The organism is Sphingomonas phyllosphaerae FA2 (assembly GCF_000427645.1).
In the GTDB taxonomy this organism is placed as follows: Bacteria; Pseudomonadota; Alphaproteobacteria; order Sphingomonadales; family Sphingomonadaceae; genus Sphingomonas; species Sphingomonas phyllosphaerae.
Genome location: NZ_KE386571.1, coordinates 1,838,090 through 1,864,465, shown reverse-complemented (window position 1 = coordinate 1,864,465; position 26,376 = coordinate 1,838,090). Strand labels below are relative to the sequence as shown.

Genomic DNA, 26,376 nt, shown 5'->3' with positions numbered 1-26,376 from the left:
CCAAAATACCATTCGAGCGAAGCGTCGATTTTTTCAGGTATACCGGTCGCAGCTTCGCATTGCCGCCGCTGCCCGCAGGATTGGTCGAAGTCGGGGAATCCAAGCTGACATGCGCATTAAGGTTGTCGAGGGCGGGCTTTTGCATGTCCTTGGTCCATGACACGCGGAGTTGCAGCCCATCGGTGATATGCCCGATCGCGTTGACGCTCGGCAGCACGTCCAACGTGTTGCCTCTGCCCTGCACCGGGTCGATGATGTCGTCGCCGTTCGGATTGGAAGTGTACTGGAAGGAGTTCATGACCGTTTTGGCGTGGACGACGCGGGCGCCGACGATGCCTTCAAAGGGGATCAGCAGCTTGAATTGATAATGAGCAAGGCCGTAAGCGGCGTAGCTCGTTTCAAAGCCATTTACCCTGTTATATGGTTCGACAACCGGCCAATCACCGACGGCGAAGTCCGGAAAGCGCTTCGCGATGAGCGGCCGAAGCGTACTCCAGACGCTTGTGATCGAGTTGGCGTCACCGATCATCCAACTCATGTCGTCGCCCGAGCCCTGTAGTGCAGTGCTGATCGGAACCAGCTTATAGCCACTCAGCGTGGAGATCGGGATCCCGAGCGACTCATCCGTTCCGCGATCCGCATAGCTGCTGCGGAATGAGCGCTTGGCCCGACGTCCGCCGAACTTGAAAAAGTCGAGTAGTGGCCAACCGGTCTGAAGCTGTAAATCGAACTTGATCTCGCGCTCCGTGCTGCCGGACCACCAGCGGCTTTGAGTCACCCGTGCCACGTTCGAATAGTTCGCCGGATCGCTCAGGTCGATACCGCGAAGCGTGACCGCGACGCCTCCGCGCGGATCCTTGTCGGTGTTGAACACCATGTCGTAGATCGGGTTGTTGGCGAATTGTATCTTGTGGTAGATTTGATCCACCTTGTAATCGGAAACCGCATAGTTGTGAGAGACGATCAGATGCGCGACGTCATCGGAATATTCGATCGTCTGCTTAGCCGACTTATTGTTCCAAGTGGCGTCGGCGTAATTTTTCCCCGGCCCGAGCGGCTGACGCGTCTCGACCGTCAATGACGAGATTGACCGACCGTCCGAACCGATCACGAGATTCGTGAGTCGAGGCGCCGGATACGCCGAAAAGGTATCACGCACTGGAAACCCAAAATCGTCGTCGTAGTTGGGACGATCTGCGCGACTGATCGCGAAGTCGCTGCTGAAGCTCCAATGATCGTCGGGACGCCACTGGATTGAGGTGTTGAAGGAATCCCGTTGATTATAGCCGGCGCGAGCAAAGAAATTTGAGCTCGAAGGGACATAAAGGTTCGCGGGTGTCGTTGTCGGCTCGACGATTTGTCGCGGCGAGCGTAGCTGCACAGGATTGGAGTTTCCACGCATCGATTCATTATAACGAACGTAATTGTGCGATCCGCTTAGCACGAGCCCGAATTTGCCGAGACCGGTATCGGTATTATAGCTGACCACACCGCTGACGAACGGATTGATTTTCTTGACTTGGTCCGAATAATCCCCGCGGGTGTTTAGAGCGACCGTCCATCCGCTCTTGAAGTAGGTCGGCTTGCGCAGCGTCAGGTTGACGACGCCGGACTTGCTGCCTTCAATCTGGTCGGGCGTGCGCGTCTTGTAGACTTGGATACCGGAGACGAGATCGGCTGGCATATCAGCAAGATTGGTAGTTCGGTTGATCCCAGAGAAGGTCGGCGTACCGTCGACTGTTGTCATCACGCCGTACAGGCCACGGATCGAGAAGTCCCCGCCTTCGCCGCGCGTGCGGTCCATGATGATTCCGGGAACGCGCTGCAACGCGTCGACCACGTTCTTATCGGGTAGCTTGCCAATGTCGTCCGCGGTGATGACATCGACGATCTGCGCGGCGCGCCGCTTCTGGTCGCGAGACTTCGCGAGCGAAGCACGTAGACCGCGCACGACGATGTCCTGAGCGTCGGCATCTGGTTTATCCGAGTCGACAGTAGTGGAAACTGCGGTCGGTTTGGCCCCAGCATCCACACGAAGCGCGTCAGTGGCCTGCGAATCCTGCGCACGAGCCTGCGTGGCGACAACTAGCGACACCGCAAGCGACGTCATGGCCGCGCTATTCAATAATTTAGACGATCGAACGTTCATCAGTCCTCCCCCTCTTTTCGATTGTGGCTGCTCCGCCCCGACGTGAGCACAACCGTGCGTATCAGCCTTGCCAAGCTGCCACAATATAAATTATAGCCCACATATTGAGTTTGTGAATGCTTGAAGTCAGGATGGCCAGCCGGTCAGGGGAGGGTTCCAATCCTGCGGACTCGCCGCCCTAAAACGGTTGAGGCCGTCCGGATGGCGTCGGGAAAAATGAACTGCGCTTTCAAGCAGGCGCAACAAGGAGGGGGTAAGTGATGACAGATGATATCGGTGCCGGAATCAAGGTGACGGGCGCGCACGTTCCTCAAGTGCCTCGCCGCCATCTTCTGGCCGGTGGCCTCGTCGGGGCGGCCGTTCTTTCGATGGCGACCAACACGGCGGTCGCGCAAACTCAGGGCGCAGGATCATTGTCCAGCGAGGCGGCCAACAGCCTGAATTTTGCGTTGAACCTCGAATATCTCCTCAATCAATATTATCGAATGGGGGTTTTGGGAATTAAGTCGTTGGAGGCGGCCCGAACCAGCGGCACGGGCACGCCGGGGTTGCCGACCGGCGGTCGCCAGGTCAAATTCGCCGCCGGCAGCACGATCAAACCGATTGTGACGGAAATTATTTACCAGCAGGGCGGTCATATCGATTTGCTCCGCGCAATCCTGAAAACTGATATTGTATCGCAGCCAGCGATGAACCTCGCAGGCGATGAGACGGGTGCGTTCACGCAGTTCGCACGCTACGCTGGGATAGTCGGCGCAGCAGAGAACTTTGATCCCTATGCGTCAGATTTGAACTTCCTGGTTGGCGGTTATATTATCGGCGAGGAGATGCACCGTGTATTGCGCAGCATCCTTCCCGGCATATCTGATGCGATGCTGCTTGAACCATTGACTGGTCTGTTCGGCACGCACAGCTATTATTCCGGGATTCTGCGCGAGGCCCTGCTCCGCTCGGCGCAGACCACGCCGGCCGTGCTCGACTGGGTTGACAAGATTGCGGCAGCCTTCAACACTCTGTCCGGTCAAACGATTGCGACCGGCATCCGGGCGACGAGCGTCAACGGCGTAACGGTGGCCAGCCACGCGTCGCTGGACGTCAGTGGCTCAGTCGCGGCGCGTTCGCCCGCGCAGACGCTGAACATCTTCTACATCAAACGCGGCGTGGCGACGTCCGGGGGCTTCTTCCCGGCCGGGGTCAATGGCGCCATCAAGAATAGCGCCGCCTGAGCGCCTGGGGAGGGGAAGGATTATGATCGATAAGGATGACATCGCGGAGCGCGCGCATGCGCGTCGCGCCTTTCTGAGATATTGCGGCGGCGCGGCCACGGTCGGCTCGCTGGTGATGTTGGCCGGTTGCGGAAGTGATAAATATGGCGCGGAGGCGGTGCAGGGGACGCCCGCGCCGGCGCCTACGGCAGCGCCGAGCTATACAGCAACCGACACCGACTACCTCAATTTTCTGCTGCAAATCCAGTATTTGACGGCCGGCTTCTTCTGGCGCTCGGCGTTCGGTGGATCGATTGCGTCCTCGCTGGTGACAGGGGCGGGAAGTGCCGGCGCTATTGCCGGCGGCGCGCAGGTACAGTTCGCCGACGATTTGTTTATGCAGGGATTGCGTGAAGTAGCGCTTGCCGAGGTCGCGCGTTTGGAACGGCTGCGCTCGCTGATCGGGGCGAGCGTCACGGCGCAGCCTGCAATCAGTATCGCCGGGGGAAGCGGCAGTCCCTTCGACGCCATTGCGTCGCGCGACGCTTTTCCCAGCGGTACGCCCTTTGACCCCTATGCGTCGCTTGAAAACTATCTGCTTGGCGCCAGTGCGCTCAGCTATCTCTGCACCTCGGCCGCGCGGGGCATTGTGTTCCGGCTGAACAGTGCCGGCAATCGCGATGCGATCCTTGCGATTCTTGGCGGAAAGGCGTATGCCGACACCTTCTTCCGGCTTGCCTTGTGGCGCGCCGGGCTCAGCAAGAGCGCGCTCTACGACACCGAGAACAAGATGGTGCTCGCGCGCAACAAGCTGAACGGCGGTGACGGCACTTATCTGCTGGCGAATTACGAATGCGGGGTAGGAAGCGCTGCATCGCCAACCATCGTTGTGCTCGACAACGTTCCCAACAATGCGAATTATGGAGCTCTGCTGGCCAGAACTCCCGACCTGGTGCTTAACATCGCCTATGCGTCGAAAACGGCGGTAACCAGCGGCGGCTTCTTCCCCGGCGGGGTGAACGGCACCATCAAATACAGTAACGCCGTAAGTTAGTCGAGTTTCATCGGCGGGGCGCGATTGCCCCGCCGATTTGACCTATGGCAAGCTATTGCAGGTCAACGGACGCGCTTCCGTCCAACGGTAACGCCGCGCCGGTGACGCGGCGCACGAGATCGGAAGGTGATTGGCCTGACGTGCTCCGTCAAAGCAAATGCACCTGCTGGTAATCGGTTGAGGGTAGCGTAGGTAGGGTAGGGCGCGCTCATGAGTTCGTCTGCGCGAGCCGACCTCGCCGTTTCGCTCTTTCACTCGTCGCCGGAGGTGATACGGCTAGTAGTGCTGAAGTACCTGCGATTTGCGCTGAGACTGCGAAAGTGTAGAGGCTCTGCTGTGAGATCGCGGGATAGACATCTGCCACGAGATAGGCCGGTTGGTGAAAGTAGTTCGGTCCGCTGTTCGTCAGGAACATCCTCCGCCAGCGGGTAGGCCGGACGCGATTTTTGTCACTGCTCTGGCACAATGACGAGATGTACGTGGAGCTGAATGGCGAGATGGTCCACCTCTAGCGCGGGGCCATGAAGGAGAGTTGCTGGGAAGCTACGTTTTCCGGACTTGCGTGCCTTCATGGAGGAGGCGCTGACGCGTCACGGCTAATCCGACGCAATCACTATCGATGGCCTGCGAAGCTGCGGGCTGCATAAACGAGCTCGGCGACACCTGACTTGAGTAAACAGGCCTTGCGGCATCGCTCGTCTCAGCATGGCGGGCTGGCTATCTTACCGATGGCATGATTTTGGGGAGCAGGTCACCCAAATGCTTGCTCAAGGGCCCAGTGGCTACAATGCCAACCGTCACGCCTCTCACGAACTCGCTCTCACTCTGTCATGTCAGACGAAGGACCACACGGTCCGCTTGAAGCAAATCCTGCCGCTTGAGGCGCCGGCCCGGACGGCAGGAAATTCTCAATTTAGGCCGCTTGAGGATTCAAGGTCAGCTGCTCGGAAGCAGTAGAATTAGAAGTCAGCCATCGTGAAGCGTGGGGAAACTGCCGAGTGTCCGCAATTGGTCTTCTGAGCCGCATGCTGCCGAACAGCCAGCGATAACTTCCTACCGTGTGTCATCGGCTAACCAAGCTTCGACTTCTGGGTTACAGCCTCCCGCATCGATCCAGTTTAGGCGTTCCCGTCGTGGGCAGAGCGGGACACCCGTACCAGCGTTGTGCCACGCAAAGCGGCCGCTTTTCTATGAATTAGCTGGGGATCGCGGCCACGTGATTCCACGTGACACAACATCTGCAAGCTACGTCAAGCATTTCGCTTGGTGACCCCTACGGGAATCGAACCCGTGCTTCAGCCGTGAAAGGGCCGCGTCCTAACCGCTAGACGAAGGGGCCTCGTTGCGGTGCCGAGCCGCCTAGGCGGATTGTGTCGGGCGGTCAAGCGTCTCGCGCGATCAATTTGCCCAGGCGGCGTCGTCGAGGTGCAGTTCCGCCACGTCGCGCCCGCTCCAGTCGTCGCGTTTGGCGCGGCCGGCCAGCCACAGCCGCCGCGTCGGGCCCGCCGCGAGCAGCGCTTGCCCCAAAGCGGTGTCGGCGGCGCGGAACGCCATCGCCTTGAGGCTGCGGCCGTCGTCACCGGCCACGATCGCGCGGACATGGCCGTTGCCGACCACATCGACCTTCACCGCGCGCACCGGGCCGACCGCAACGCGCGGCGCGGGCCAGCCGGTGCCATAGGGCCCACCGGCCTCCAGCGCGTCGACCAGCGACGGCGTCACGCCGCCGGGCGCCACCACCGAATCGAACAGCAGCGCGCGCGCCGCCATCGCCGCCGCGACCGCACCGGACAAACGGGCGTCGAGCCAGTCGGCGAACGCGCTCACCTGATCTGCGGCGATCGTCAGCCCCGCCGCCATCGCATGGCCGCCGCCCGCGATCAGCAAGCCCTGTTCGCGCGCCGCCAGCACCGCCGCGCCGAGATCGACCCCGGTGATCGACCGGCCCGAGCCCTTGCCGATGCCCTCCTCGTCGAGCGCGATCACGATCGCGGGGCGGCCGAGCTTTTCCTTGAGCCGCCCGGCGACGATCCCGATCACGCCCGGGTGCCAGCCTGCGCCCGCGACCACGCACACCGCGCGGTCGTGGCACAGCATCGCCTCCGCGCCCTCCTGCACCATTGCCTCGATCGCGCGGCGTTCCTCGTTAAGCCGGTCGAGTTCGGTGGCGATCGCGCGTGCCTCGACCGGGTCGGTGGTGGTGAGCAGCCGCACGCCGAGATCGGCGCGCCCGACGCGCCCGCCGGCATTGATCCGCGGCCCCAGCGCAAAGCCGAGATCGCTCGCGGTCGGTGCACGCGTCAGCCGCGCCGCCTCGGCCAGTGCGGTCAGCCCGACGTTGCGCCGCTGCGCCATCACCTTGAGCCCCTGCGCGACGAACGCGCGGTTGAGCCCGCGCAATTGCGCGACGTCCGCGACCGTGCCCAGCGCCACCAGATCGAGCAGGTCGAGCAGCTTCGGCTCAGCGCGCCCCGCGAAATAGCCGCGCGTCCGCAACGTGCGCAGCAGCGCCGCGCCGAGCAGGAAGCACACGCCGACCGCGGCGAGATGCCCGTGCAGCGCGCCATCGCCCTCGTCGCGGCGGTTGGGGTTCACGACCGCGACCGCGCGCGGCAGCTGCGTCGCGCATTGGTGGTGGTCGGCGACGATCACGTCGCAGCGCGCCGCGTCGAGCGCCTCGAACGCCTGCGCACCGCAATCGACGGTGACGATCAACGTCGCGCCCTCGTCGGCCAGCCGGGTCAGCGCGGCGGCGTTGGGGCCATAGCCTTCGGTCAGCCGGTCGGGAATATAGACGCGCGCCTCGCGCCCCAGCGCACGCAGCAACAGCACCAGCAGCGCCGAAGAGGTCGCGCCATCGACGTCGTAATCGCCGAAGATCGCGATCGATTCCCCGCGTTCCACGGCGTCGGCAAGCCGTGCGGCGGCGGTGTCCATGTCGCGGAAGATCGACGGATCGGGCATGAAGCTGCGGATCGACGGCAGCTTGTGCGCATCGAGTGCGTCGCGCGGGCAACCGCGCGCGAGCAGCAATTGGGTGAGCAGATCGTCAGGCGCGAACCCGTCGCGCTGGTCGTCGGCCAGCGCACGCCAGCGCCAGGGCTGGCCGAGGATCGAGCGCTCGACATCGAGGACATGGCGCATCCCGCGCGCTGTAGCCGACCGGGGGCGTGCCGTCACGCGACAAGAAAAGTGGAATGAGATATTGTAACATCAGCGCGATCCGCCTAACTTGCTGGCATGACGGCCCGCAACCTCACGGATGACAGCAAGATCGGCCGGCTGGACCGCGTCGCGATGTGGTTGTCGGCGGCGTGCGTCGTACACTGCCTTGCGACCGCGATCCTCGTTGCGGTGCTGTCGACCGCCGGCGGGATTCTCGGCAGCCCGGTGATTCACGAAACCGGGCTGGTGCTGGCCATCGCGCTCGGCTGCGTCGCCTTCGGGCGCGGAATCGTCGCGCATCGTCGCGTGCTGCCGATTTTGCTCGGCGCGACCGGACTGTCGCTGATGATGGCCGCGCTGGTCGTCGCTCATGCCGGCGGGCACCTGGTCGAATCGGCGCTGACGATCGTCGGGGTCGCGGTCCTCGCGGCGGGACATGCGGTCAACCGGCACGCGCACCGCTAGAGCGGGGCAACGTTTCGATCGGCGTTTTCGCTCCGTCGCCCCGGACTTGATCCGGGGCCCCGCTTTTCTGCTACCGGGGTAGGAAGCGGGATCCCGGATCAAGTCCGGGATGACCGTTTTAGGCCGGTGACCAACACCCCTCGACCCGCGCCCGAACTTGCCGCGGCCCGGTGCGACGCCTAGATCGCATTCATGGCGCGACATGCACATCACGAACCGCACGGCGACGACCTGCTTGCCGCGGCCAAGGCGACGCTGGAGCGCTCGGGCGAGCAATGGACCGCGATGCGCGCCAACGTCTATGCGGCGCTTTCCGGGTTCGCGAAACCCGCCTCGGCCTATGACATCGCGGAAGCACTATCACGCAGCGAGGGGCGGCGGATTGCGGCCAACAGCATCTATCGCATCCTCGATCTGTTCGTGACCGCCAATCTCGCGCTGCGTGTCGAAAGCGCCAACGCCTATGTCGCCAACGCGCATCCCGGCTGTCGCCATGATTGCATCTTCCTCGTCTGCGATGGCTGCGGGAACACGACGCATTTCGACGACGATTCGCTCACCGGCGGATTACGCGCCGCCGCCGGTGCCGCGGGGTTCGTGGCGGAGCGGCCGGTGGTGGAGGTGCGCGGGCGCTGCGCCGACTGTGCCGCGACGGCACGCGCGCAAAGCGGGCAATCGACACACTGATCCTGCTCAGCTATTCGGGTCAGATGGTTGAAGTCCCGAACACGCCGTTGCTCGACACCGTCGATACACCCGCCGATCTCCGCCGACTGAAGCCGGAACAGCTACGCCAGCTCGCCGACGAGCTGCGTCAGGAGACGATCTCGGCGGTCGGCGTCACCGGCGGCCATCTCGGTTCGGGGCTGGGGGTGGTCGAACTGACCGTCGCGATTCATTATGTCTTCGACACCCCGACCGACCGTCTTATCTGGGACGTCGGCCACCAATGCTATCCGCACAAGATCCTCACCGGTCGACGCGACCGTATCCGCACGCTGCGGCAGGGCGGAGGGCTGTCGGGTTTCACCAAGCGCAGCGAGAGCGAATACGATCCGTTCGGCGCGGCGCACAGCTCGACCTCGATTTCCGCGGCGCTGGGCTTCGCGACCGCCAGCAAGCTCGCCGACAAGCCCGGCAAGGGCATTGCGGTGATCGGCGACGGAGCGATGTCGGCGGGCATGGCCTATGAGGCGATGAACAATGCCGAGGCGGCGGGCAACCGGCTGGTCGTGATCCTCAACGATAACGACATGTCGATCGCGCCGCCCGTCGGCGGGCTCTCGGCCTATCTGTCGCGGATGGTGTCGAGCCGCGAGTTCCTGGGCGTGCGCGAGATCATGAAGCGCGTCGCCAAGCGGTTGCCGCGCCGCTTGCAATCGGCCGCGCGCAAGACCGATGAATATGCGCGCGGGCTGACGATGGGCGGCACGCTGTTCGAGGAGCTGGGCTTCTATTATGTCGGCCCGATCGACGGGCATAACCTCGACCATCTGATCCCGGTGCTCGAGAACGTCCGCGATGCCGAGGAGGGGCCGATCCTCGTCCATGTCGTGACGAAGAAGGGCAAGGGCTATGCCCCGGCCGAGAACGCCGCCGACAAATATCACGGCGTCCAGAAGTTCGACGTCATCACCGGTGCGCAGGCCAAGGCGCCGCCGGGACCGCCGGCGTATCAGAACGTTTTCGGCGAGGCGCTGAGCAAGGCCGCCGACACCGACGACCGGATCTGCGCGATCACCGCCGCGATGCCGTCGGGCACCGGGCTCGACCGGTTCGCGGCGACGCATCCGGAACGCTTCTTCGACGTCGGCATCGCCGAGCAGCACGCGGTCACCTTCGCCGCCGGGCTGGCGGCGCAGGGGATGCGCCCGTTCTGCGCGATCTATTCGACCTTCCTCCAGCGCGCCTACGATCAGGTCGTCCACGACGTCGCGATCCAGAATCTGCCGGTGCGCTTCGCGATCGACCGCGCCGGGCTGGTCGGCGCGGACGGCGCGACCCATGCGGGCAGCTTCGACGTCACCTATCTGGCGACGCTTCCCAATTTCGTCGTGATGGCCGCCGCTGACGAGGCCGAGCTGGTCCATATGGTCCAGACCTGCATCGAACATGACTCGGGTCCGATCGCGGTGCGTTATCCGCGCGGCAACGGCACTGGCGTCGCGCTGCCCGACACGCCCAAGGCACTGGAGATCGGCAAGGGCCGCATCGTCCGTGAGGGCAAGAAGGTCGCCATCCTGTCGCTCGGCACCCGGCTGACGGAAGCGCTCAAGGCCGCCGACACGCTCGACGCCAAGGGATTGAGCACGACCGTCGCCGATCTGCGCTTCGCCAAGCCGCTCGATGAGGCGTTGATCCGCCGCCTGCTCACCTCGCACGAGGTGGCGATCACGATCGAGGAGAATGCGATCGGGGGGCTCGGCGCGCATGTGCTGACGATGGCCTCGGACGAGGGGCTGACCGATGCGGGGCTGCGCATCCGCACGATGCGCTTGCCTGATCTGTTCCAGGATCAGGACAAGCCCGAGGTGCAATATGCGCAGGCACGGCTCGACGCCGATGCGATCGTCGACACGGTGCTCAAGGCGCTGCGCTACAACGAAGCGGGCGTCATCGCGCGCGCGTGACCGGCTGGCAGAAGGTCGCCGCGCTGACGGCGTTCTACGTCATCGGCATGTTGTGGGTGAACTGGACGATGGTCCGTCGCGTCCGCGGTGCCGTCGCGGCGCGCGCAGCATGGACTGCCGAGGATTTCGACGCGGTGTTCGCCGACCTCGATCCGCGCCTTGCCCCCGCGGTGCGCGCGGCGATCGCGCCGTGGTATGGGGAGGGGGTGGTGCCGCGCCCCGAGGACACGCTCAAACGCTTCTTGAAAATGGACCGCGGCGAGGTGGACGACCTCGTCACGAACGCCGCAGCGCGCGCCGACCTGCCGCCGCCCGGTCCTGCGCTCCCCGACCTGCCCGACGTCGCGGCGGTGGTCCGTTACCTATCGTCATTGCGAGCGTAGCGAAGCAATCCAGAGCCGGACCAGGACGCCCTGGATTGCTTCGCTACGCTCGCAATGACCACCCACACCCCCGACCATAATCCCGCTTGCGCAATCATCAGACAAGCCCTACGTTGAACGTGTTAAACGGAGGGGCAGGTGCTCGGCGTCAGGCTCGATACGGAACTCGAAGAACGGCTCGCCAATGTCGCGCGCACGCAGGGGCGCAGCAAGAGCGATATCGCGCGTGAAGCGGTGCGCCGCTACGTCGAACTTCACGACGAGGCGTTCCGCCGCGAGGCGCGCCGCCAGTCGCAACGCGCCTCGCGCCGCGACACCCATGAGGATTACGCCTTCTGGGAACAGGCCGAGCGCGAGGATGCCGCATGGCGGTGAGTGACACCCCCGAGATCCGCCACGGCGCGATCGTGCTGGTCGATGCGCCCGACGGCGCAAGCGGCGGTCCGCGCGCGTGCGTCGTCGTGCAGGCGGATCTATTCAACGAAAGTCACGCGACCGTCACGCTCTGCCCGTTGACGACCGTCGTCGGCGGCGAGGTGCTGTTCCGCGTCACGATCTCGCCGCAGGAACATACGGGCCTCACCGTCGAGTGCGAGGTGCAGGTCGACCGCATCACCAGCATCCGCCGTCATCGCATCGTCAAGGTGATCGGCCATGCCTCCGCCACCCGCATGGAGCAGGTCGATCAGGCGCTGCGCCGCTGGCTCGCTTTGTAGATCAACAGGACAGGAAGAAACCATGACGCCGATCGTGAAGTCGATTCTGGACAAGTACGAAGCCACCAGCCCGGCGGTGAAGGCCAATCTCGCGCGCATCCTGATGCAGGGGAAGCTGGGCGGCACCGGCAAGCTCATCATCCTGCCGGTCGATCAGGGTTTCGAGCATGGCCCGGCGCGCAGCTTCGCGGTCAATCCGCCGGCCTATGACCCGCATTACCATTACCAGCTCGCGATCGACGCCGGGCTGTCGGCCTATGCCGCGCCGCTCGGCGCGCTAGAGGCGGGGGCCGACACGTTCGCGGGTCAGATCCCGACGATCCTGAAGGTCAACAGTTCGAACAGCTGGGCGACGCAGATCGCGCAGGCGCAGACCGGCAGCGTCGAGGACGCGCTGCGGCTCGGCTGCGCGGCGATCGGCTTCACCATCTATCCCGGCGCCGACGACATTTTCGCGTCGATGGAGCAGATCCGCGCGCTGCGCGAGGAAGCCGCGGCCGCAGGCCTCGCGACCGTCATCTGGAGCTATCCGCGCGGCGGCAAGCTGTCGAAGGACGGCGAACTCGCGCTCGACGTCGGCGCCTATGCCGCGCACATGGCGGCGCTGCTTGGCGCGCACATCATCAAGGTGAAGCTGCCCAGCGCGCACATCGAACAGCCCGAGGCGCAGAAGAGCTACGAGGGCACCGACTGGTCGAACCAGGCCGATCGCGTCCGCCACGTCGTCCAGTCGAGCTTCGCGGGCCGCCGGATCGTCGTCTTCTCGGGCGGCGCGGCCAAGGGCACCGACGCGGTCTATCAGGACGCGCGCGACATCCTCGCGGGCGGCGGCAACGGCTCGATCATCGGCCGCAACACCTTCCAGCGCGAGCGCGGCGAGGCGCTGGCGATGCTCGACAAGCTGGTGTCGATCTACAAGGGCGAAGAATAGGCGCCGATGCGCGCCGCCTTCTCCTATCATCGTGCGATCGCACCGATGATGTGGATGCTGGTGGCGCTGATGGCGGTGGAGATGCTGGTCGTCCACGCGCTGCCTTCTGGTGGCCGCGCGTGGCGCTGGTGCTGACCTTGGTGTCGCTCGGGACGATGGCGTGGCTGGTCCGCGCGATCCGCTCGTTCCAGCACCTGCCCGTGCTGATCGACGGCGACCGGCTGGTGCTGCGCGCCGGCCGGTTGCGCAGCGTGACGGTAGAGCGTGCGCGCATCGCCGGGTTGCGGGCGACCGAGTGGACCCATGCCGAGACGCGCGCACGCGAGGTGCTCAACCTCGCGCTCATCGCGTTTCCGAACGTCTGGATCGATCTCGCCGAGCCGTTGGCGACCGGCCGCCGCCGCCGCATCGTTGCGGTCGCGCATCGCCTCGACGATCCGGCGGGGTTCGCTGCGGCGTTGTCCTCGCAGCCATAGCCCGCTAACCGACGCGCATGACTGAAGACCCGCTCGGCCCGCTCGACCCCGATTTCGGCGCCAACTTCAAGCGCGACGACCGCCGCCCGCCGTGCCAGTTGTATCTGATCTCGCCCCTCGACGTAACCGGCACCTTCGCCGACCGGCTGAAGAACGCGCTCGACGCCGCGCCGGTCGCCGCCTTCCAGTTCCGCGTGAAAGACGTCGACCAGCACACCGCCGCCCGCCTTGCCGAGCCGCTCCAGCGGATCTGCGCCGATCGCGAGGTGGCGTTCATCGTCAACGATTCGGTCAGCCTCGCCAAGCGGCTCGGCGCGGACGGCGTGCATCTCGGGCAGGAGGACGGCGACCCGCGCGAGGCGCGCGACGCGCTCGGCCCGGCGGTGCAGATCGGCGTCACCTGTCACGACAGCCGCCATCTCGCGATGGAGGCCGGGGAGGCGAGCGCCGACTATGTCGCGTTCGGCAGCTTTTATCCGACCACCACCAAGGACGTGAAGCATCATCCCGAGCCGGTGATCCTGTCGTGGTGGCACGCCTTGTTCGAGCTGCCTTCGGTCGCGATCGGCGGGATCACCCCCGACAATGCCGCGCCGCTGATCGCCGCCGGTGCCGACTTCATCGCCGCGAGCCATGCGGTGTGGGGCGGGGACGAGGCAGCCGCGATCCGCGCCTTCGATGCGGTGCTGAAGCGATAAACGCTTCCCCGTCGTCATTGCGAGCGTAGCGAAGCAATGACGAGGATGCAGGGACCCGCACGCCCCGATCCGCGTTGTTACGGCACCGAAATACGAGAGGTGCCCGTGAAGCGTATCGCCCCCGTCGTCGCCAGCCTCATCGGCCTGACGCTCACCGCCGCCGCCCCGGCGCAGAACGGCGCGACCCCACCGCTCGACCCGGCGGTGCTGCGGATGCAGGTTGTGCTCGACAAGCTCGGCTTCGGCCCCGGCGTGATCGACGGGCGCGGCGGGCAGTCGCTCACCAATGCGCTGAAAGGTTTTCAGGAGAGCCGTGGCTTCACGGTCACCGGCAAGCCTGATCGCGCCACGCTCGACGCGCTGCGCCGCTTCGGCAACGTCCAGCCGACGATGCAGGTGACGCTCGACGCCGCCGCGATGCGCGGGCCGTATGTGCCGCAGATGCCGGAAGATTATGCGGAAAAGGCCAAGCTGCCGTCGATGGCGTACAGCCGTCCGCTCGAAAAGCTCGCCGAACGCTTCCACACCACGCCCAAGGTTCTGGCCGAGCTGAACCCCGGCGTCACCACGATCGGCGTCGGCACGAAGATCACCGTGCCCAACACCTTCCCGACCTCGCGCGCCTATCCCGCCGACGCGACGCCGGCATGGCGCGCGACGCTCGCCTCGCTCAACGTCGAGGCCGCGGTGCCGAAGGCGGCGAAGATCGTCGTCGACAAGTCCGACGGCATCCTGCGCGTGCTCGACGGCAACGGCCATCTGGTCGCGCAATATACCGCGACGATCGGCTCGTCGCGCGATCCGCTGCCGCTCGGCAACTGGAAGGTGCTGCACGTCTCGCCCAATCCCGACTGGAAGATGAACCCGAAAATTCTCAAGGGCGTGCCCGACAGCAAGCAGGCGCAGATCATCCCGCCCGGCCCGAACAATCCGGTCGGCGTGGTGTGGATCGATCTCAGCAAGGAACATTACGGCATCCACGGCACCAGCGAGCCCGAGCAGATCGGCCGTGCGCAGTCGAACGGCTGCGTGCGCCTGACCAACTGGGATGCGGCGCGCGTGGCGTTGATGGTGAAGGGGGGAACCCCGGTGCTGTTCCAGGCCTGACATGACCAAGCTCGGCTGGTCGATCCTCGCGATCATCCTGCTGCTCGGGGCGGGTTTCGCGTCGATGGTGTCGATCGGGTCGCGCACACCCGTCGCCGCGCCGACGCCGCTCTCTGCGGAGTCCGCGCCGCCGACGACAAGCGGCGGTCGGTTGCTGGTCCCGGTCGCCGGCGTGACGCGCGACGCCTTGGTCGACACCTTCGGCCAGCCGCGTGACGGCGGCGCACGCCATCACGAGGCGATCGACATCATGGCGCCACGCGGCACGCCGGTGGTCGCCGCCGCCGATGGCCGCGTCGACAAATTGTTCGACAGCGCCGCGGGCGGCCGCACGATCTACGTCCGCTCTACCGACGGCGCGACCATGTATTATTACGCGCATCTCGACGGTTACCGCGACGGGCTGACCGAAGGGCAGGTGGTCCGCCGTGGCGAGCCGATCGCGACGGTCGGCGCGACCGGCAACGCCGACGCCGCCGCGCCGCACCTCCATTTCTCGGTCTTGCGCACCACGCCGACGCAGGGCTGGTCCGAAGGGCAGGCGATCGATCCCTTTCCGCTTCTTGCCGAAACGCGCGCCAACCGCTAAGCCGCCGCGATCGGCGCCCGCGGATTACCGCCGGCGCCGCGGCTCTTTTTACACAGGCGAAGCCCCATGAAGATCAGCGGCGTGGACATCCGTCCCGGCAACATCATCGAGTACGAAGGCGGCATCTGGCGCGCGGTCAAGATCCAGCACACGCAGCCCGGCAAGGGCGGCGCGTACATGCAGGTCGAGCTGAAGAACCTGCGCGACGGTCGCAAGAACAACGTCCGCTTCCGTTCTGCCGAGACGGTCGAGCGCGTCCGCCTCGACACCAAGGACTTCCAGTTCCTGTTTGCCGAGGGCGATGGGCTGGTCTTCATGGACAAGGAAACCTACGATCAGGTGACGCTGCCGCGCGACCTGCTCGGCGACGCCGCCGCCTTCCTGCAGGACGGCATGGATGTCGTCATGGAGCTTCATGACGAAGAGCCGATCAGCGTGCAGCTGCCCGACACGATCGAGGCGACGATCGTCGAGGCCGATGCGGTGGTGAAGGGGCAGACCGCCTCGTCGAGCTACAAGCCCGCGATCCTCGACAACGGCGTCCGCGTGATGGTGCCGCCGCATATTTCGAGCGGCACGCGGATCGTCGTCGACGTTTATGAGCAAACGTACGTTCGGCGCGCCGACTGAGACGAATAGCGAGAGCTATTCGCACAGGCGGCCGCCCGGCCGGCGCGCGACGCGCGTCCGACGACGCGGGCTTTGCGGAAACTCCCTCTCCCCTTGAGGAGAGGGCCGGGGTGAGGGGTAGCGTGCTCGCGATACGGCAGCCGCACCCAAAGCGGAAACCGTACCACCCGGACACTAACCCACCCCCATCCCCTCCCTTGAAAGGGAGGGGGGAGACTGAAAATGCCATCCCATTCCGGCCTGTTCACCGTCATCGAACGCGCGGCACGCAAGGCCGCGCCGCGGCTGCGTCGCGACTTCAACGAGGTTCAGCACCTTCAGGTCAGCCGCAAGGGCCCGGCCGATTTCGTCAGCCAGGCCGATCAGCGCTGCGAGCGGACGCTGTACGACGAACTGTCGAAGGCGCGCCCCGACTGGGGCTTTGTCATGGAAGAAGGTGGCACGATCGAGGGCGATCCGAACAAGCCGCGCTTCATCATCGATCCGCTCGACGGCACGTCGAACTTCCTCCACGGCATCCCGCACTTCTGCATCTCGATCGCGGTCGAGGAGCCGATGCCCAACGGCAAGCGCGAGATCACGACCGCGCTCGTCTACCAACCGCTGACCGACGAAAGCTTCTGGGCCGAAAAGGGCCGCGGCGCGTGGTTGCAGGACCAGCGGTTGCGCGTGTCGTCGCGGCGTGAAACGTCGGAGGCGCTGATCGCCACCGGCATCCCGTTCATGGGGCATGGCGATTTCGTGCAATGGACGCGCATCTTCGGCGCGGTCGCGCCGCAGGTCGCGGGCATTCGCCGCCTCGGCGCAGCGGCGCTCGACCTCGCTTGGGTCGCGGCCGGGCGGTTCGACGGCTATTGGGAAAGCGACCTGAAGCTGTGGGACGTTGCGGCGGGAATGCTGCTGGTCAAGGAAGCCGGCGGCTACGTCACCGACTTCCGCGGCGGCGACCGCGCGATCGAACGCAACGAATTCCTCGCGGCGAACGACGCGCTGCACAACAAGCTGCACAAGATGGTTGCGCAAGCGCTGCGCTGACCTTCCCGTCATTGCGAGTGTAGCGAAGCAATCCAGGGCGTCCTGATCCGGCTCTGGATTGCTTCGCTCCGCTCGCAATGACGCTGGTCGCCTGCGACCAAAAAGAGACGCTGACACCCTCTACCGTCGCCCCGGACCTGATCCGGGGCCGCGCTTCTTCTCGCACCATAAGGAGGAAGAAGCGGGATCCCGGCTCAAGCCCGGGATGACGAACCGCAAAACCTATCCCCGCGGCAACGTAATCGTCGCCACCAACCCGCCGCCCTCCCGAGCGGCCAGCACGATCCGCCCGCCGGCTTCCTCGACGATCGCCCGCGCCAGCGCGAGCCCCAATCCGATTCCCCCGGTATGCCGGTTGCGCGAGCTTTCAAGCCGGAAGAACGGATCGAACACCTGATCCAGCCGCTCGGGCGGGATGCCCGGCCCGCGATCCGCGACCATGATCGCCGCGCCGCGCGCGTCCGACGCCAGCGACACCTCTGCCGCGCCGGCATATTTCACCGCATTCTCGATCAGGTTGCGCACCGCGCGCCGGATCAGCGACGGGCGCAGGCGCATCCGCAACCGGTCGGCTTCCTCGAACGTCACCGCCTCGCCCAGATCGCGGAAATCCTCGACCACCGCATCGACCAGGGCGGCGAGATCGACCTCGGTTTCCGGCTCGCTCGGCCGACCCAGCCGCGCCAGCGACAGGATGTCGTCGAGCGTGCGGTTCATCTCCGCGATCGTGTCCGCCATCCGCAGGCGATCCTGATCGTCCTCGACCGACTCGATCCGCACGCGCAGCGCGGCAAGCGGCGTCCGCAGGTCGTGCCCGATCGCGCCGAGCATCCGGTCCTTTTCATCGAGCATCGCAGTGACGCGCAGCCGCAGCGCGTTGAATGCCGCGATCACCGCGCACACATCGGGCGGGCCGCTCTCCTCCAGCGGCTCGGGCTTTGCGGTCGGCGTATATCCGCGTGCCGCCGCCGCCAGCTCCCGCAGCGGACGCGAGATCCGTCGGGCGACCCACAGCACCGGCGCCAGCACCACGACATACAGGATCAACGTCTGTCCCAGCAGCCGCCAGAACAGCCGCAGGTCGTCGCGCGGCAGCCCGCCCGCCAGCGCCATCCAGCGCCCGTCGGTGCGCTTCACCGCGATGACGATCGAGTCGCGCGGGCCGTCGTCACGCGCTGCACGCGCCGCCATCCGCCGCTCGAACCGGCTGAGCGGGATGCGATATTGCCACGGCTTCGCGATCGCGACATCGACCGCCGCGACCCGGACGCCCATGTCGGCGAGCTGGCTCGTCAACTCGCGCGCTACCGCGGGCTGTGCGACCATCGCGCGCGTGATCGGGTCTTGCGGGACCAGCCGGACGCGTCCGCGATCGGCGACCACCGGTCGCCCGGCAGCTTCCTGATCCAGCGCATCGGCGATGCGATAGGCGGCGGGCCGCGTGATCTGCGCCATCCGCACCGCGCCGCGCTCGCGCAGCAGCAGCGCCAGGTTGATCGCCTGCGCCATGAACAGCGCCAGCGCGACCAGCAACGCCATCTGCCCCGCCAGGCTGCGCGGCCACGGCATCCGCCACTTCACAGCCGCGTCACATCCGTCGACAGTGCATAGCCGCCGCCCCACACCGTCTTGATGATCTCGGGGTTTTTGGGGTCGGGCTCGATCTTGCGGCGCAGGCGGCTGACCTGATTGTCGATCGCGCGATCGAATGCGGCGGCTTCGCGTCCCTGCGTCAGGTCGAGTAGCTGATCACGGGTCAAAACCTGCCGCGGACGCTGTACCAGCGCCAGAAGCAGGTTGTATTCTCCGGTCGACAGCGGCACCGACACGCCCTCGCGGTCGACCAAAGCGCGCTCGCCGGTCTTCAGCACCCAGCCGGCAAAGGCATAGGAGCCGCTCTCCGGCGCATGGTGCCGCACCCCGCCGCCACCCGCGGTACGCCGCAGCACCGTCTTGATCCGTGCCGCCAGTTCGCGCGGGGAGAAGGGCTTAACGACATAATCGTCCGCGCCCATCTCCAGCCCGACGATCCGGTCGGTCTCCTCGCTCTTCGCGGTCAGCAGGATCACCGGCGTCTCGCCGGTCGCGCGGACATGGCGGCACAGCGACAGCCCGTCCTCCCCCGGCATCATTATGTCGAGCACGATCAGGTCGATCGCATAGGCCGCCAGCCGCGTCCGCGCGGCCTCCGCATCACCCGCCTGGGTGACGCGAAAGCCCTGCTTCGTCAGATAGCTGGCCAATGGCTCGCGGATCGACCGCTCGTCATCGACCAGCAGGAGGTGCGGCATTTCGCCCATGATCATGGCACCTGACACAATCGTCGTTCTGCGGGAAGAGGTCAGCCGGTCGGCGCGGCATCGTCGGCCGGCGGCATGTCGCCACCGTGCGGGCGATCGTGCCCGACGCGGCGGGCGCGCATCATCAGCACCATCGCCTCGCGCTCCTTGGCGTCGATCCGGCCGTCATGATTGGTGTCGATCCGGTCGAAGCGCTCAAGCGCGCGGTCGCGGAACGCGGCCTGCGTCTGCTCCATGTCGCGCCGCGGACGGCGATCGGCCCCACCCGCGCGGTCGCCGGGCGGCGGCGCACGGCGTTGCTCGCGCCACGCGTGCCGTTCGTCGCGGGTCAGCTTGCCGTCGTGGTTGGCGTCCATTGCCGCGAACCTTCGGTCGGCATCGGCGGCAGCCTCGTCGCGCGTCACCACACGGTCGCCGTCGCCATCGGCGTCCGGGGTTTGCATAGGCGCGGGCGGAGGCGGCGGGGTTTGCGCCTGTACGCTGGCGGCACCGAGCCCGCCCAGCATCGCAGCGCCCAGCGCAGCGGCGGTCATCCACGTCTTCATCGCATTTCCCCTTCAGCCGAAACGGGCGAGCAGCGCCCCGGCCAACGCGTTGTGCGGCCGGGGCGTCGCGGGAACATGTCGGGCGCGGGGGGAAACTGTCGCGACTTGTATCAATCGCGCCGCCAAGGATTACTTGGGCGGCGCGATCGCCTTGCCGCGTTCGTAGGCGCGCGCCACCGCCGGGCGCGCCGCGACCGTCGCATGCCAACGTGCGACATTGGGGAAGTTCGCCATGTCCTGCCCCTGCGCTTCGGGGAGAATCCACGGATGGCAGGCCATGTCGGCGACCGTGAAGTCCTCGCCGGTCACGAACGTCCGCCCATCGAGCTGCCGGTCGAGCACGCCGTACAGGCGCGCGGTCTCCTTGACGTAGCGGTCGATCGCATACGGCACCTTCTCGGGGGCGAAGCGCGTGAAATGGTGGTTCTGCCCGAGCATCGGGCCAAGCCCGCCCATCTGCCACATCAGCCATTGCAGCACGTCGACATGCGCACGCGGATCGCGCCCGCCGAACGATCGGGTCTTGTGCGCCAGGTAGAGCAGGATCGCCCCGCTCTCGAACACGCTGATCGGCGCACCGCCGTCGGTGGGGGCGTGGTCGACGATCGCCGGCATCCGGTTGTTGGGCGAAATCGCCAGGAATTCGGGCCTGAACTGCTCGCCGGCCCCGATGTTAACGGGGAGGATCCGATGCTCGAGCCCCGCTTCCTCAAGGAAGATCAGCACTTTGTGCCCGTTCGGGGTCGGCCAGTAATGAAGGTCGATCATGGCTTGCAACTCCTGTGTGCGGCGCCACGCTTATCGCACCGGCGCTTCGGTGCGTTCCTCAAACCGCGCCGAAACGATGCTGAAAAGCGACACAAGCTTGCAGCGCCGCAACAAAAGATTATGAACCTGCGGCAAGCAGTTGCTGGGGGGCGACGTGACGGGGAAAGACAACGGGGCGGCAATGGTCGACGTGCGCTATGTTCCGCCTGGCGAGCGGCTGGCGCGCTATGTGACCGGTTATCATCGGTTCGCCGCGCCGGTCTGCCCGACGCGCGAGATGCGTGACGCCTTTTTCCCCAGCGTCGCGACGATCCGCGTCTCGCTGCACAACAGCCCGTCGTGGTCGCTGAAACTGGGTAGCCGCCATATCGATCCGATGCCTGCGGTCGCGCTGACCGGCCCCACCAGCTATGCCGGCTATCTCACCTGCCACGGGGGCGAACTGGTCGGGGTCGGCCTGTTGCCGCTCGGCTGGGCGCAGATTTTCGGCGGTGATGTCTCGCGCTACGCCAATCGCGTCATCGCGCTCGAGGAGATCGATCCCGGCGCAAACATGCTGCACGAGGCGCTGGAGGGCGATCAGCCGTTCCACGTGGCGTTCGAATCGTGGCTGGAGGCGCGGCTCGACCGGCGCCCGCCCGCCGATCCCCGCATCGAAATCCTGTGCGAGATGCTGCGCGACCCCGCCACGACGCGAATCGAGATGGTGGCGGAGGCGCTCGATATGTCGCCCCGCGCGCTGGCGGCTCTGACGCGCTTCAACTTCGGCTTCACGCCAAAGCTGCTGCTGCGCCGTACACGCTTCCTGCGCGCGGTGACGACGGTGCTGACCGACCCCGAGGGTGGCCCGGCGGCGCTGGAGGCGGCGGGCTATTGGGACCGGTCGCACTTCCTGCGCGACAGCCATCTGTTCCTCGGCTGCTCGGTGCGCGAGTTCACTCGCCGCCGTGGTCCGCACAATCAGGTCGCGATCATGGCGCGCGTTCAGGCATTCGGTACGCCGGTGTAGCAAGCACTTCCGTCATTGCGAGCGTAGCGACGCAATCCAGCGCCGGATCAGGACACCCTGGATTGCTTCGCTACGCTCGCAATGACGACGTGGCTCACCCCGCCAGCGCGCGGTCGTCGAACATCCCGAACATCAATGTGGAGGCATAGAAGCGGATCGCACGGTCGCGATCCATGCTCCACGCCCATTTGCGCATGTCGAATGCGGCGTTGAGCATCCCCATTAGCGCCTGCGACGCGATCAGGCTGTCGACCGGCCGCACCGTGCCCTCGGCGATTCCGTCCATCATCGTCCCCGCGAAGCGCCGCGCGATCCGGGTCGAGCGGTCGATCATCTGCTGCCGCTCGCCCGCCGGCAGGCCGCTGAGCGCGGTGGTGCGCAACAGTGATTCGCGCTCCGAGAATTGCACCGCCACCAGCGTTGCGACCGTATCGCACAGCCGCTGCCAATGCGTCCCACCGCGCTCGTCGGCGAGCCGCTGCGCCGCTGCGATCGTGTCGAAGCTGCGGCGATAGCAGGCGACGACCAGATCGTCCTTCGCATCGAGATGGTGGTAGAAGCTGCCCTTGGTGACGTTCAGCTCCGACGCGATCCGCTGCACCGAGGCCCCGCGATACCCCAGCTCGTTGATCAGCCGCGTCGCCGCCAGCAGGAACGCCTCCCGCCCCGGCACCGGATCGTCGTGCGGCAGCGCGACCGCCGCCGGTGCCCAGTGCGCACCATCCACCGCCAGCCCGTCGCGCAGCAACGCGATCAACCGCGCCGCCGCGCGGGGATATTGATCGACCTCGTAGCGCGGCAGCCATAACGGCAGCCAGAAGATGTTCTCCAGCAACACATGCGCCCGCGCGCCAGCCAGATCGGTCGCCTCGCGCGACAATCCGCTGCCCCACAGCGCGCGTGTCCGGCGGAACACCTCGCGCCAGCGGTTCATCAACGTCGCGCGCATTGGCTCGTCCATCGCGCGCAGGTCGGACAGCACCGCCAGCGCGCGTTCCTCGCCGCGCTCGATCCGCATCAGCCGCTCGACGTTCAGCGTCACCATGCGCGCGACCCGCGCCTGCGGCGTCGCCTCGCGCGCGGCATCGTCGAGCATCGCCATCAGGCTGTCGAGCGTCTGCTCGAACGCGGCGGCGGCCAGTTCCTCCTTGCGCTTGAAATAGTAGGTCACGCTGGTCGTGTTCAGCCCAACGCGGCGCGCGACATCGGCGAAGGTCATCCCCTTCGCGCTCTGTTCGTTGATCGCATCGGCGGCGGCGGCGAGGATCGCCTGACGCTTCTCGCGAAAGCGCCGCGTGCTGCCGGTCTCTTCGATTGTCATTTCCCCCATGACGTAGCGTTAGCATGGTCCGTTTCGAAGATGCAGTCCTTTTTCTCGCAAGGCGTGAGCGGCGCGATCTGCAGCTTTACCGAACATCGGGTATGGCCTACATCACGCAACTGACAGCCACGGAGAGGAAGCGCGGTGGATTTTACCCTGAGCGAGCGCGAGACGCATTTCCGCGATCGGGTACGCGATTTCATCGCCCGCGAGATCGCGCCGCGCCGCGCCGAGCACGACCGCCAGCATCATGACGGCGATCCGTGGAAGGTGCTGCCCGTGATCGAGGACGTGAAGGCGCGGGCGAAGGCCGCCGGGCTGTGGAATTTCTTCATGCCCCCGCACTCGGGACAAACCCATGTCGACGACACGTTCGCGTTCGAGGGCACGCAGCTGTCGAACCTCGAATATGCGCTCTGCGCCGAGGAGATGGGCCGCATCGACTGGGCGAGCGAATGCTTCAACTGCTCCGCCCCCGATACCGGCAACATGGAGGTGCTGCACCGCTACGGCACGCTGGCGCAAAAGGAGGAATGGCTGCGTCCGTTGATGAACGGCGAGATCCGCTCGGTCTTTCTGATGACCGAGCCCTCCGTCGCCTCCTCCGACGCGACGAATATCGAGACGCGCATCGATCGCGACGGCGACCATTATGTCATCAACGGCCGCAAATGGTGGTCGTCGGGGATCGGCGACCCGCGGTGCCGGATCGGCATCCTGATGGGCAAGACCGACACCGGCGCGGCGCGGCATAAGCAACAAAGCATGGTGCTGGTCCCGCTCGACACGCCGGGCGTGCGGATCGAGCGGATGCTCTCGGTGTACGGCTACGATCACGCCCCGCACGGCCATGGCGAGGTCAGCTTTACCGACGTGCGCGTGCCGATCGAGAACATGCTGCTCGGCGAGGGCAGAGGGTTCGAGATCGCGCAGGGGCGGCTCGGGCCGGGGCGCATCCACCATTGTATGCGCACGATCGGCGTCGCCGAAAGCGCGATCGAGGCGATGGCGCGCCGGCTCGTCACCCGCACCGCGTTCGGCAAGCGCATTGCCGATCACAGCGTCTGGGAGGAACGGATCGCCCGCGCGCGGATCGACATCGAGATGACGCGACTGCTCTGCCTCAAGGCCGCCGACATGATGGACAAGGCCGGCAACAAGGCCGCGCAACAGGAAATCGCGATGATCAAGGTCCAGGCGCCAAACATGGCGCTGCGCATCCTTGACGATGCGGTGCAGGCGCATGGCGGCGCGGGCGTGTCGAGCGACTTCGATCTCGCGCACGCCTGGGCGTCGATGCGGACGCTGCGCTTTGCCGACGGCCCCGACGAAGTCCACGCCCGCGCGATCGCGCGGCACGAGTTCGGCAAATACGCATGAGCGACCTCAATACCGCGTGGCTCGGCGACTGGTTGGCCGCGCACGTCCCCGGTGCCGGGGCGATCACCGGGGAGCAGCGGCTGGAGGGCGGGCAGTCCAACCCGACCTATCGCATCGATACCGCCCACGGCAGTTACGTGCTGCGCCGCAAGCCGGTCGGCGCGCTGTTGCCGTCGGCGCATCAGGTCGACCGCGAATATCGCGTGATCGCCGCGCTTTATCCCACCGGGTTCCCGGTGCCGCGCCCCTATGGCCTGTGCATGGACGATGCCGTGATCGGCTCGGCCTTTTACGTCATGGCGATGGTCGAGGGGCGGACGATCTGGGACGGGACGATGCCCGATCTCACCCCCGATCAGCGCCGCGCGCATTACGAGGCGATGGTCGACACGCTCGCCGATCTCCACAACACCGACCATGTCGCGATCGGGCTCGAGGATTACGGCCGCCCCGGCAATTATTTCGAGCGACAGGTCGCGCGCTGGACGAAACAATATCGCGGCGCCCAAACCGAGCCGATGCCGGCGATGGAACGGCTGATCGACTTCCTGCCGCGCACAGTCCCCGCGCAGGAGCGGACCAGCATCGTCCACGGCGACTATCGCGTCGATAACCTCCGCTTCGCGCCCGGCACCGAGCCGCGCGTCGCGGCGGTGCTCGACTGGGAATTGTCGACGCTCGGCGATCCAGTCGCCGATCTCACCTATTTCCTGATGAGCTGGGTCACCGAACCTGAAGGCCGCTCGGGCGTGCTCGGCTGCACCGGCGCGGCGACCGGCATCCCCGAAATGACCGAGATGCTGGAGCGCTATTGCGCGCGCACCGGGCGCAGCGCACCGATCGCGCTCGACTGGTATTTCGCGTTCAACCTCTTTCGCCTCGCCGGGATCGTGCAGGGCATCAAGAAGCGGATCGTCACCGGCACCGCCGCCAATCCGCGCGCGCACGAGACGGCGGCGCGGATGGGCGGGCTGGTCGACGCCGCATGGCATTTCGCCGAGCGGGCAGGGGCATGATGCGCTTCGCGGGCAAGTCGATCGTCGTCACCGGCGCCGGCTCGGGGATCGGTCGCGCGGCGGCCTTGCTGTTCGCGGCCGAGGGCGGGCAGGTGGTCGCCGCCGACATCACCGATCAGGCAGAGGAGACGGCGCAGACGATCGTCGCCGCGGGTGGCGTGGCGACGGCGATCCGCATGGATGCCGGCGACGAAGGCGATGTCGCGCGCACCGTCGCCCTCGCGGTCGATCGCTTTGGTGGCCTCGATGTGATGTTCGCCAACGCCGGCATCTCGGGCGGGATGGCGAACATCTTCGATACGGACGTCGCGTTGTTCGCCGAGGTGCTGCGCGTCAACCTGATCGGCCCGTGGCTGGCGGTGAAGCACGCCGCGCCGTTGATCGCGGCGCGCGGCGGCGGCGCGATCGTGCTGACCGCCAGCGTCGCCGGGCTGCGCTCGGGCGCCGGCTCGCCGGCTTATTCGGCATCCAAGGCCGGTGTCATCAACCTCGCGACGACAGCCGCGCAGCAACTGTCGGGCTCGGGCGTCCGCGTGAACGCGCTGTGCCCCGGGCTCACCGAAACCGGCATGACCCAACCGACCTTCGATTACGCCCGCGAGGCCGGCAAGCTGGACCGCATCGGCCGCCTCAATCCCCTACGCCGCGGCGCCAAGGCGGAGGAACTGGCGCGCGTGGCGCTGTTCCTCGCCAGCGACGACGCCAGCTACGTCAACGGCCAGGCGCTCGCAGCCGACGGCGGCCTGTCGTCGAGCCATCCGGTAACGCGACAGGACTACGGCAAGACCGCGGTCTAGGCGGAAC

At 66.2% G+C, this 26,376-nt stretch carries 26 protein-coding genes, 1 tRNA gene and 1 pseudogene; 20 read left to right on the top strand and 8 right to left on the bottom strand.

The genetic code is table 11. From position 1 onward, the window contains the following. Positions 1-52: 52 nt before the first annotated feature. Positions 53-2,110, bottom strand: a pseudogene (locus SPHPH_RS0109065) (TonB-dependent receptor); the annotation flags it as partial. Between the two features lie 299 nt (positions 2,111-2,409). On the opposite strand from SPHPH_RS0109065, the gene SPHPH_RS0109060 reads away from it, so the two are divergent. Both SPHPH_RS0109060 and SPHPH_RS0109055 read left to right on the top strand, forming a co-directional pair. Continuing rightward, positions 2,410-3,375 carry a ferritin-like domain-containing protein gene (locus SPHPH_RS0109060; RefSeq protein WP_081668581.1) on the top strand — a complete coding sequence of 322 codons (966 nt, stop codon included), beginning with the start codon at positions 2,410-2,412 and terminating at the stop codon, positions 3,373-3,375. A gap of 22 nt (positions 3,376-3,397) precedes the next feature. After that, a complete protein-coding gene (locus SPHPH_RS0109055) occupies positions 3,398-4,408 on the top strand; it encodes a ferritin-like domain-containing protein (RefSeq protein WP_028966414.1) in 1,011 nt (336 codons plus the stop codon). Between the two features lie 1,264 nt (positions 4,409-5,672). Here the strand turns inward: SPHPH_RS0109055 and SPHPH_RS0109050 are convergent. Continuing rightward, positions 5,673-5,747, bottom strand: a tRNA-Glu gene (locus SPHPH_RS0109050). Positions 5,748-5,806: 59 nt separating this feature from the next. Continuing rightward, entirely contained in the window at positions 5,807-7,552 is a 1,746-nt protein-coding gene (gene recJ, locus SPHPH_RS0109045) for a single-stranded-DNA-specific exonuclease RecJ (protein WP_028966413.1), read from the bottom strand. 96 nt (positions 7,553-7,648) lie between these two features. On the opposite strand from recJ, the gene SPHPH_RS0109040 reads away from it, so the two are divergent. The 14 genes from SPHPH_RS0109040 to SPHPH_RS0108980 all read left to right on the top strand — a co-directional run bounded on the left by SPHPH_RS0109040 (position 7,649) and on the right by SPHPH_RS0108980 (position 17,233). Then, entirely contained in the window at positions 7,649-8,038 is a 390-nt protein-coding gene (locus SPHPH_RS0109040; RefSeq protein WP_051272935.1) for a MerC domain-containing protein, read from the top strand. 192 nt (positions 8,039-8,230) lie between these two features. Then, positions 8,231-8,725: a Fur family transcriptional regulator gene (locus tag SPHPH_RS0109035; RefSeq protein WP_028966411.1), complete on the top strand. Its 495-nt coding sequence runs from the start codon at positions 8,231-8,233 to the stop codon at positions 8,723-8,725. A gap of 23 nt (positions 8,726-8,748) precedes the next feature. Beyond that, on the top strand, positions 8,749-10,668 hold the full coding sequence (gene dxs, locus SPHPH_RS0109030; RefSeq protein WP_028966410.1) for a 1-deoxy-D-xylulose-5-phosphate synthase: 1,920 nt from the start codon (positions 8,749-8,751) through the stop codon (positions 10,666-10,668). Continuing rightward, entirely contained in the window at positions 10,665-11,051 is a 387-nt protein-coding gene (locus tag SPHPH_RS0109025) for a hypothetical protein (RefSeq protein ID WP_028966409.1), read from the top strand. Before dxs ends, SPHPH_RS0109025 begins: the two co-directional genes overlap by 4 nt. Positions 11,052-11,189: 138 nt before the next feature. Further along, entirely contained in the window at positions 11,190-11,426 is a 237-nt protein-coding gene (locus SPHPH_RS0109020) for a ribbon-helix-helix protein, CopG family (RefSeq protein WP_028966408.1), read from the top strand. Next, positions 11,417-11,767: a type II toxin-antitoxin system PemK/MazF family toxin gene (locus SPHPH_RS0109015; RefSeq protein ID WP_202900655.1), complete on the top strand. Its 351-nt coding sequence runs from the start codon at positions 11,417-11,419 to the stop codon at positions 11,765-11,767. Before SPHPH_RS0109020 ends, SPHPH_RS0109015 begins: the two co-directional genes overlap by 10 nt. A gap of 22 nt (positions 11,768-11,789) precedes the next feature. Beyond that, a complete protein-coding gene (locus SPHPH_RS0109010; protein WP_028966406.1) occupies positions 11,790-12,698 on the top strand; it encodes a class I fructose-bisphosphate aldolase in 909 nt (302 codons plus the stop codon). Between the two features lie 6 nt (positions 12,699-12,704). Continuing rightward, positions 12,705-12,833 carry a hypothetical protein gene (locus tag SPHPH_RS21680; protein WP_272944243.1) on the top strand — a complete coding sequence of 43 codons (129 nt, stop codon included), beginning with the start codon at positions 12,705-12,707 and terminating at the stop codon, positions 12,831-12,833. Continuing rightward, positions 12,818-13,174: a hypothetical protein gene (locus SPHPH_RS19320; RefSeq protein WP_051272934.1), complete on the top strand. Its 357-nt coding sequence runs from the start codon at positions 12,818-12,820 to the stop codon at positions 13,172-13,174. The genes SPHPH_RS21680 and SPHPH_RS19320 overlap by 16 nt, the downstream gene beginning before the upstream one ends. Before the next feature lie 17 nt (positions 13,175-13,191). Further along, positions 13,192-13,872, top strand: a complete 681-nt coding sequence (gene thiE / locus SPHPH_RS0109000; RefSeq protein ID WP_028966405.1) for a thiamine phosphate synthase — start codon at positions 13,192-13,194, stop codon at positions 13,870-13,872. A 105-nt stretch (positions 13,873-13,977) separates the two neighbouring features. Next, on the top strand, positions 13,978-14,979 hold the full coding sequence (locus tag SPHPH_RS0108995; RefSeq protein ID WP_051272933.1) for a L,D-transpeptidase family protein: 1,002 nt from the start codon (positions 13,978-13,980) through the stop codon (positions 14,977-14,979). Between the two features lies 1 nt (position 14,980). After that, positions 14,981-15,568 carry a M23 family metallopeptidase gene (locus SPHPH_RS0108990; RefSeq protein ID WP_028966403.1) on the top strand — a complete coding sequence of 196 codons (588 nt, stop codon included), beginning with the start codon at positions 14,981-14,983 and terminating at the stop codon, positions 15,566-15,568. Positions 15,569-15,634: 66 nt separating this feature from the next. Beyond that, a complete protein-coding gene (efp, locus tag SPHPH_RS0108985) occupies positions 15,635-16,198 on the top strand; it encodes an elongation factor P (protein WP_028966402.1) in 564 nt (187 codons plus the stop codon). A 222-nt stretch (positions 16,199-16,420) separates the two neighbouring features. Next, positions 16,421-17,233, top strand: coding sequence for an inositol monophosphatase family protein (locus SPHPH_RS0108980; RefSeq protein WP_028966401.1), 813 nt, complete (start codon positions 16,421-16,423; stop codon positions 17,231-17,233). Between the two features lie 222 nt (positions 17,234-17,455). Here the strand turns inward: SPHPH_RS0108980 and SPHPH_RS0108975 are convergent, their stop codons facing one another. From SPHPH_RS0108975 to SPHPH_RS19310, 4 genes are all read right to left on the bottom strand, one after another. Further along, positions 17,456-18,802, bottom strand: coding sequence for a sensor histidine kinase (locus SPHPH_RS0108975; RefSeq protein ID WP_028966400.1), 1,347 nt, complete (start codon positions 18,800-18,802; stop codon positions 17,456-17,458). A gap of 8 nt (positions 18,803-18,810) precedes the next feature. Continuing rightward, the gene (locus tag SPHPH_RS0108970; protein WP_028966399.1) at positions 18,811-19,533 is read right to left on the bottom strand and encodes a response regulator; all 723 of its coding nucleotides are present in this window, start codon (positions 19,531-19,533) and stop codon (positions 18,811-18,813) included. A 41-nt stretch (positions 19,534-19,574) separates the two neighbouring features. Beyond that, a complete protein-coding gene (locus SPHPH_RS20445) occupies positions 19,575-20,078 on the bottom strand; it encodes an EF-hand domain-containing protein (RefSeq protein WP_051272932.1) in 504 nt (167 codons plus the stop codon). A 129-nt stretch (positions 20,079-20,207) separates the two neighbouring features. Then, complete coding sequence (locus SPHPH_RS19310; protein ID WP_051272931.1) at positions 20,208-20,846, bottom strand: glutathione S-transferase N-terminal domain-containing protein; 639 nt, start codon at positions 20,844-20,846, stop codon at positions 20,208-20,210. Positions 20,847-21,000: 154 nt separating this feature from the next. Between SPHPH_RS19310 and SPHPH_RS0108955 the strand changes: the two genes are divergently transcribed. Next, on the top strand, positions 21,001-21,855 hold the full coding sequence (locus SPHPH_RS0108955; protein WP_156025926.1) for a helix-turn-helix domain-containing protein: 855 nt from the start codon (positions 21,001-21,003) through the stop codon (positions 21,853-21,855). 94 nt (positions 21,856-21,949) lie between these two features. Here SPHPH_RS0108955 and SPHPH_RS0108950 read toward each other — a convergent pair whose 3' ends face one another. Beyond that, entirely contained in the window at positions 21,950-23,185 is a 1,236-nt protein-coding gene (locus SPHPH_RS0108950; protein ID WP_028966397.1) for a TetR/AcrR family transcriptional regulator, read from the bottom strand. A 135-nt stretch (positions 23,186-23,320) separates the two neighbouring features. Here SPHPH_RS0108950 and SPHPH_RS0108945 point away from each other — a divergent pair, with 135 nt between their 5' ends. The 3 genes from SPHPH_RS0108945 to SPHPH_RS0108935 are packed head-to-tail and all read left to right on the top strand — an operon-like array spanning position 23,321 to position 26,369. Then, the gene (locus tag SPHPH_RS0108945) at positions 23,321-24,556 is read left to right on the top strand and encodes an acyl-CoA dehydrogenase family protein (RefSeq protein ID WP_028966396.1); all 1,236 of its coding nucleotides are present in this window, start codon (positions 23,321-23,323) and stop codon (positions 24,554-24,556) included. Then, complete coding sequence (locus SPHPH_RS0108940) at positions 24,553-25,572, top strand: phosphotransferase family protein (RefSeq protein ID WP_028966395.1); 1,020 nt, start codon at positions 24,553-24,555, stop codon at positions 25,570-25,572. Before SPHPH_RS0108945 ends, SPHPH_RS0108940 begins: the two co-directional genes overlap by 4 nt. After that, entirely contained in the window at positions 25,569-26,369 is an 801-nt protein-coding gene (locus tag SPHPH_RS0108935; RefSeq protein ID WP_028966394.1) for an SDR family NAD(P)-dependent oxidoreductase, read from the top strand. The genes SPHPH_RS0108940 and SPHPH_RS0108935 overlap by 4 nt, the downstream gene beginning before the upstream one ends. Positions 26,370-26,376 lie beyond the last annotated feature (7 nt).

Bases quoted from the DNA above. Each gene is read 5' to 3' on its own strand.
- SPHPH_RS0109040 (WP_051272935.1), top strand. From the start codon at position 7,649: ATGACGGCCCGCAACCTCACGGATGACAGCAAGATCGGCCGGCTGGAC.
- efp (WP_028966402.1), top strand. From the start codon at position 15,635: ATGAAGATCAGCGGCGTGGACATCCGTCCCGGCAACATCATCGAGTAC.
- SPHPH_RS21680 (WP_272944243.1), top strand. From the start codon at position 12,705: ATGCGCGCCGCCTTCTCCTATCATCGTGCGATCGCACCGATGATGTGG.
- SPHPH_RS19310 (WP_051272931.1), bottom strand. From the start codon at position 20,846: ATGATCGACCTTCATTACTGGCCGACCCCGAACGGGCACAAAGTGCTG.
- SPHPH_RS0109015 (WP_202900655.1), top strand. From the start codon at position 11,417: ATGGCGGTGAGTGACACCCCCGAGATCCGCCACGGCGCGATCGTGCTG.
- SPHPH_RS0109010 (WP_028966406.1), top strand. From the start codon at position 11,790: ATGACGCCGATCGTGAAGTCGATTCTGGACAAGTACGAAGCCACCAGC.
- SPHPH_RS0108950 (WP_028966397.1), bottom strand. From the start codon at position 23,185: ATGGGGGAAATGACAATCGAAGAGACCGGCAGCACGCGGCGCTTTCGC.
- recJ (WP_028966413.1), bottom strand. From the start codon at position 7,552: ATGCGCCATGTCCTCGATGTCGAGCGCTCGATCCTCGGCCAGCCCTGG.
- dxs (WP_028966410.1), top strand. From the start codon at position 8,749: ATGGTTGAAGTCCCGAACACGCCGTTGCTCGACACCGTCGATACACCC.
- SPHPH_RS0108980 (WP_028966401.1), top strand. From the start codon at position 16,421: ATGCCATCCCATTCCGGCCTGTTCACCGTCATCGAACGCGCGGCACGC.
- SPHPH_RS20445 (WP_051272932.1), bottom strand. From the start codon at position 20,078: ATGAAGACGTGGATGACCGCCGCTGCGCTGGGCGCTGCGATGCTGGGC.
- SPHPH_RS0108990 (WP_028966403.1), top strand. From the start codon at position 14,981: ATGACCAAGCTCGGCTGGTCGATCCTCGCGATCATCCTGCTGCTCGGG.
- SPHPH_RS0109055 (WP_028966414.1), top strand. From the start codon at position 3,398: ATGATCGATAAGGATGACATCGCGGAGCGCGCGCATGCGCGTCGCGCC.
- SPHPH_RS0108940 (WP_028966395.1), top strand. From the start codon at position 24,553: ATGAGCGACCTCAATACCGCGTGGCTCGGCGACTGGTTGGCCGCGCAC.
- SPHPH_RS0108975 (WP_028966400.1), bottom strand. From the start codon at position 18,802: ATGCCGTGGCCGCGCAGCCTGGCGGGGCAGATGGCGTTGCTGGTCGCG.
- SPHPH_RS0108970 (WP_028966399.1), bottom strand. From the start codon at position 19,533: ATGGGCGAAATGCCGCACCTCCTGCTGGTCGATGACGAGCGGTCGATC.
- SPHPH_RS0108935 (WP_028966394.1), top strand. From the start codon at position 25,569: ATGATGCGCTTCGCGGGCAAGTCGATCGTCGTCACCGGCGCCGGCTCG.
- SPHPH_RS0109035 (WP_028966411.1), top strand. From the start codon at position 8,231: ATGGCGCGACATGCACATCACGAACCGCACGGCGACGACCTGCTTGCC.
- thiE (WP_028966405.1), top strand. From the start codon at position 13,192: ATGACTGAAGACCCGCTCGGCCCGCTCGACCCCGATTTCGGCGCCAAC.
- SPHPH_RS0109060 (WP_081668581.1), top strand. From the start codon at position 2,410: ATGACAGATGATATCGGTGCCGGAATCAAGGTGACGGGCGCGCACGTT.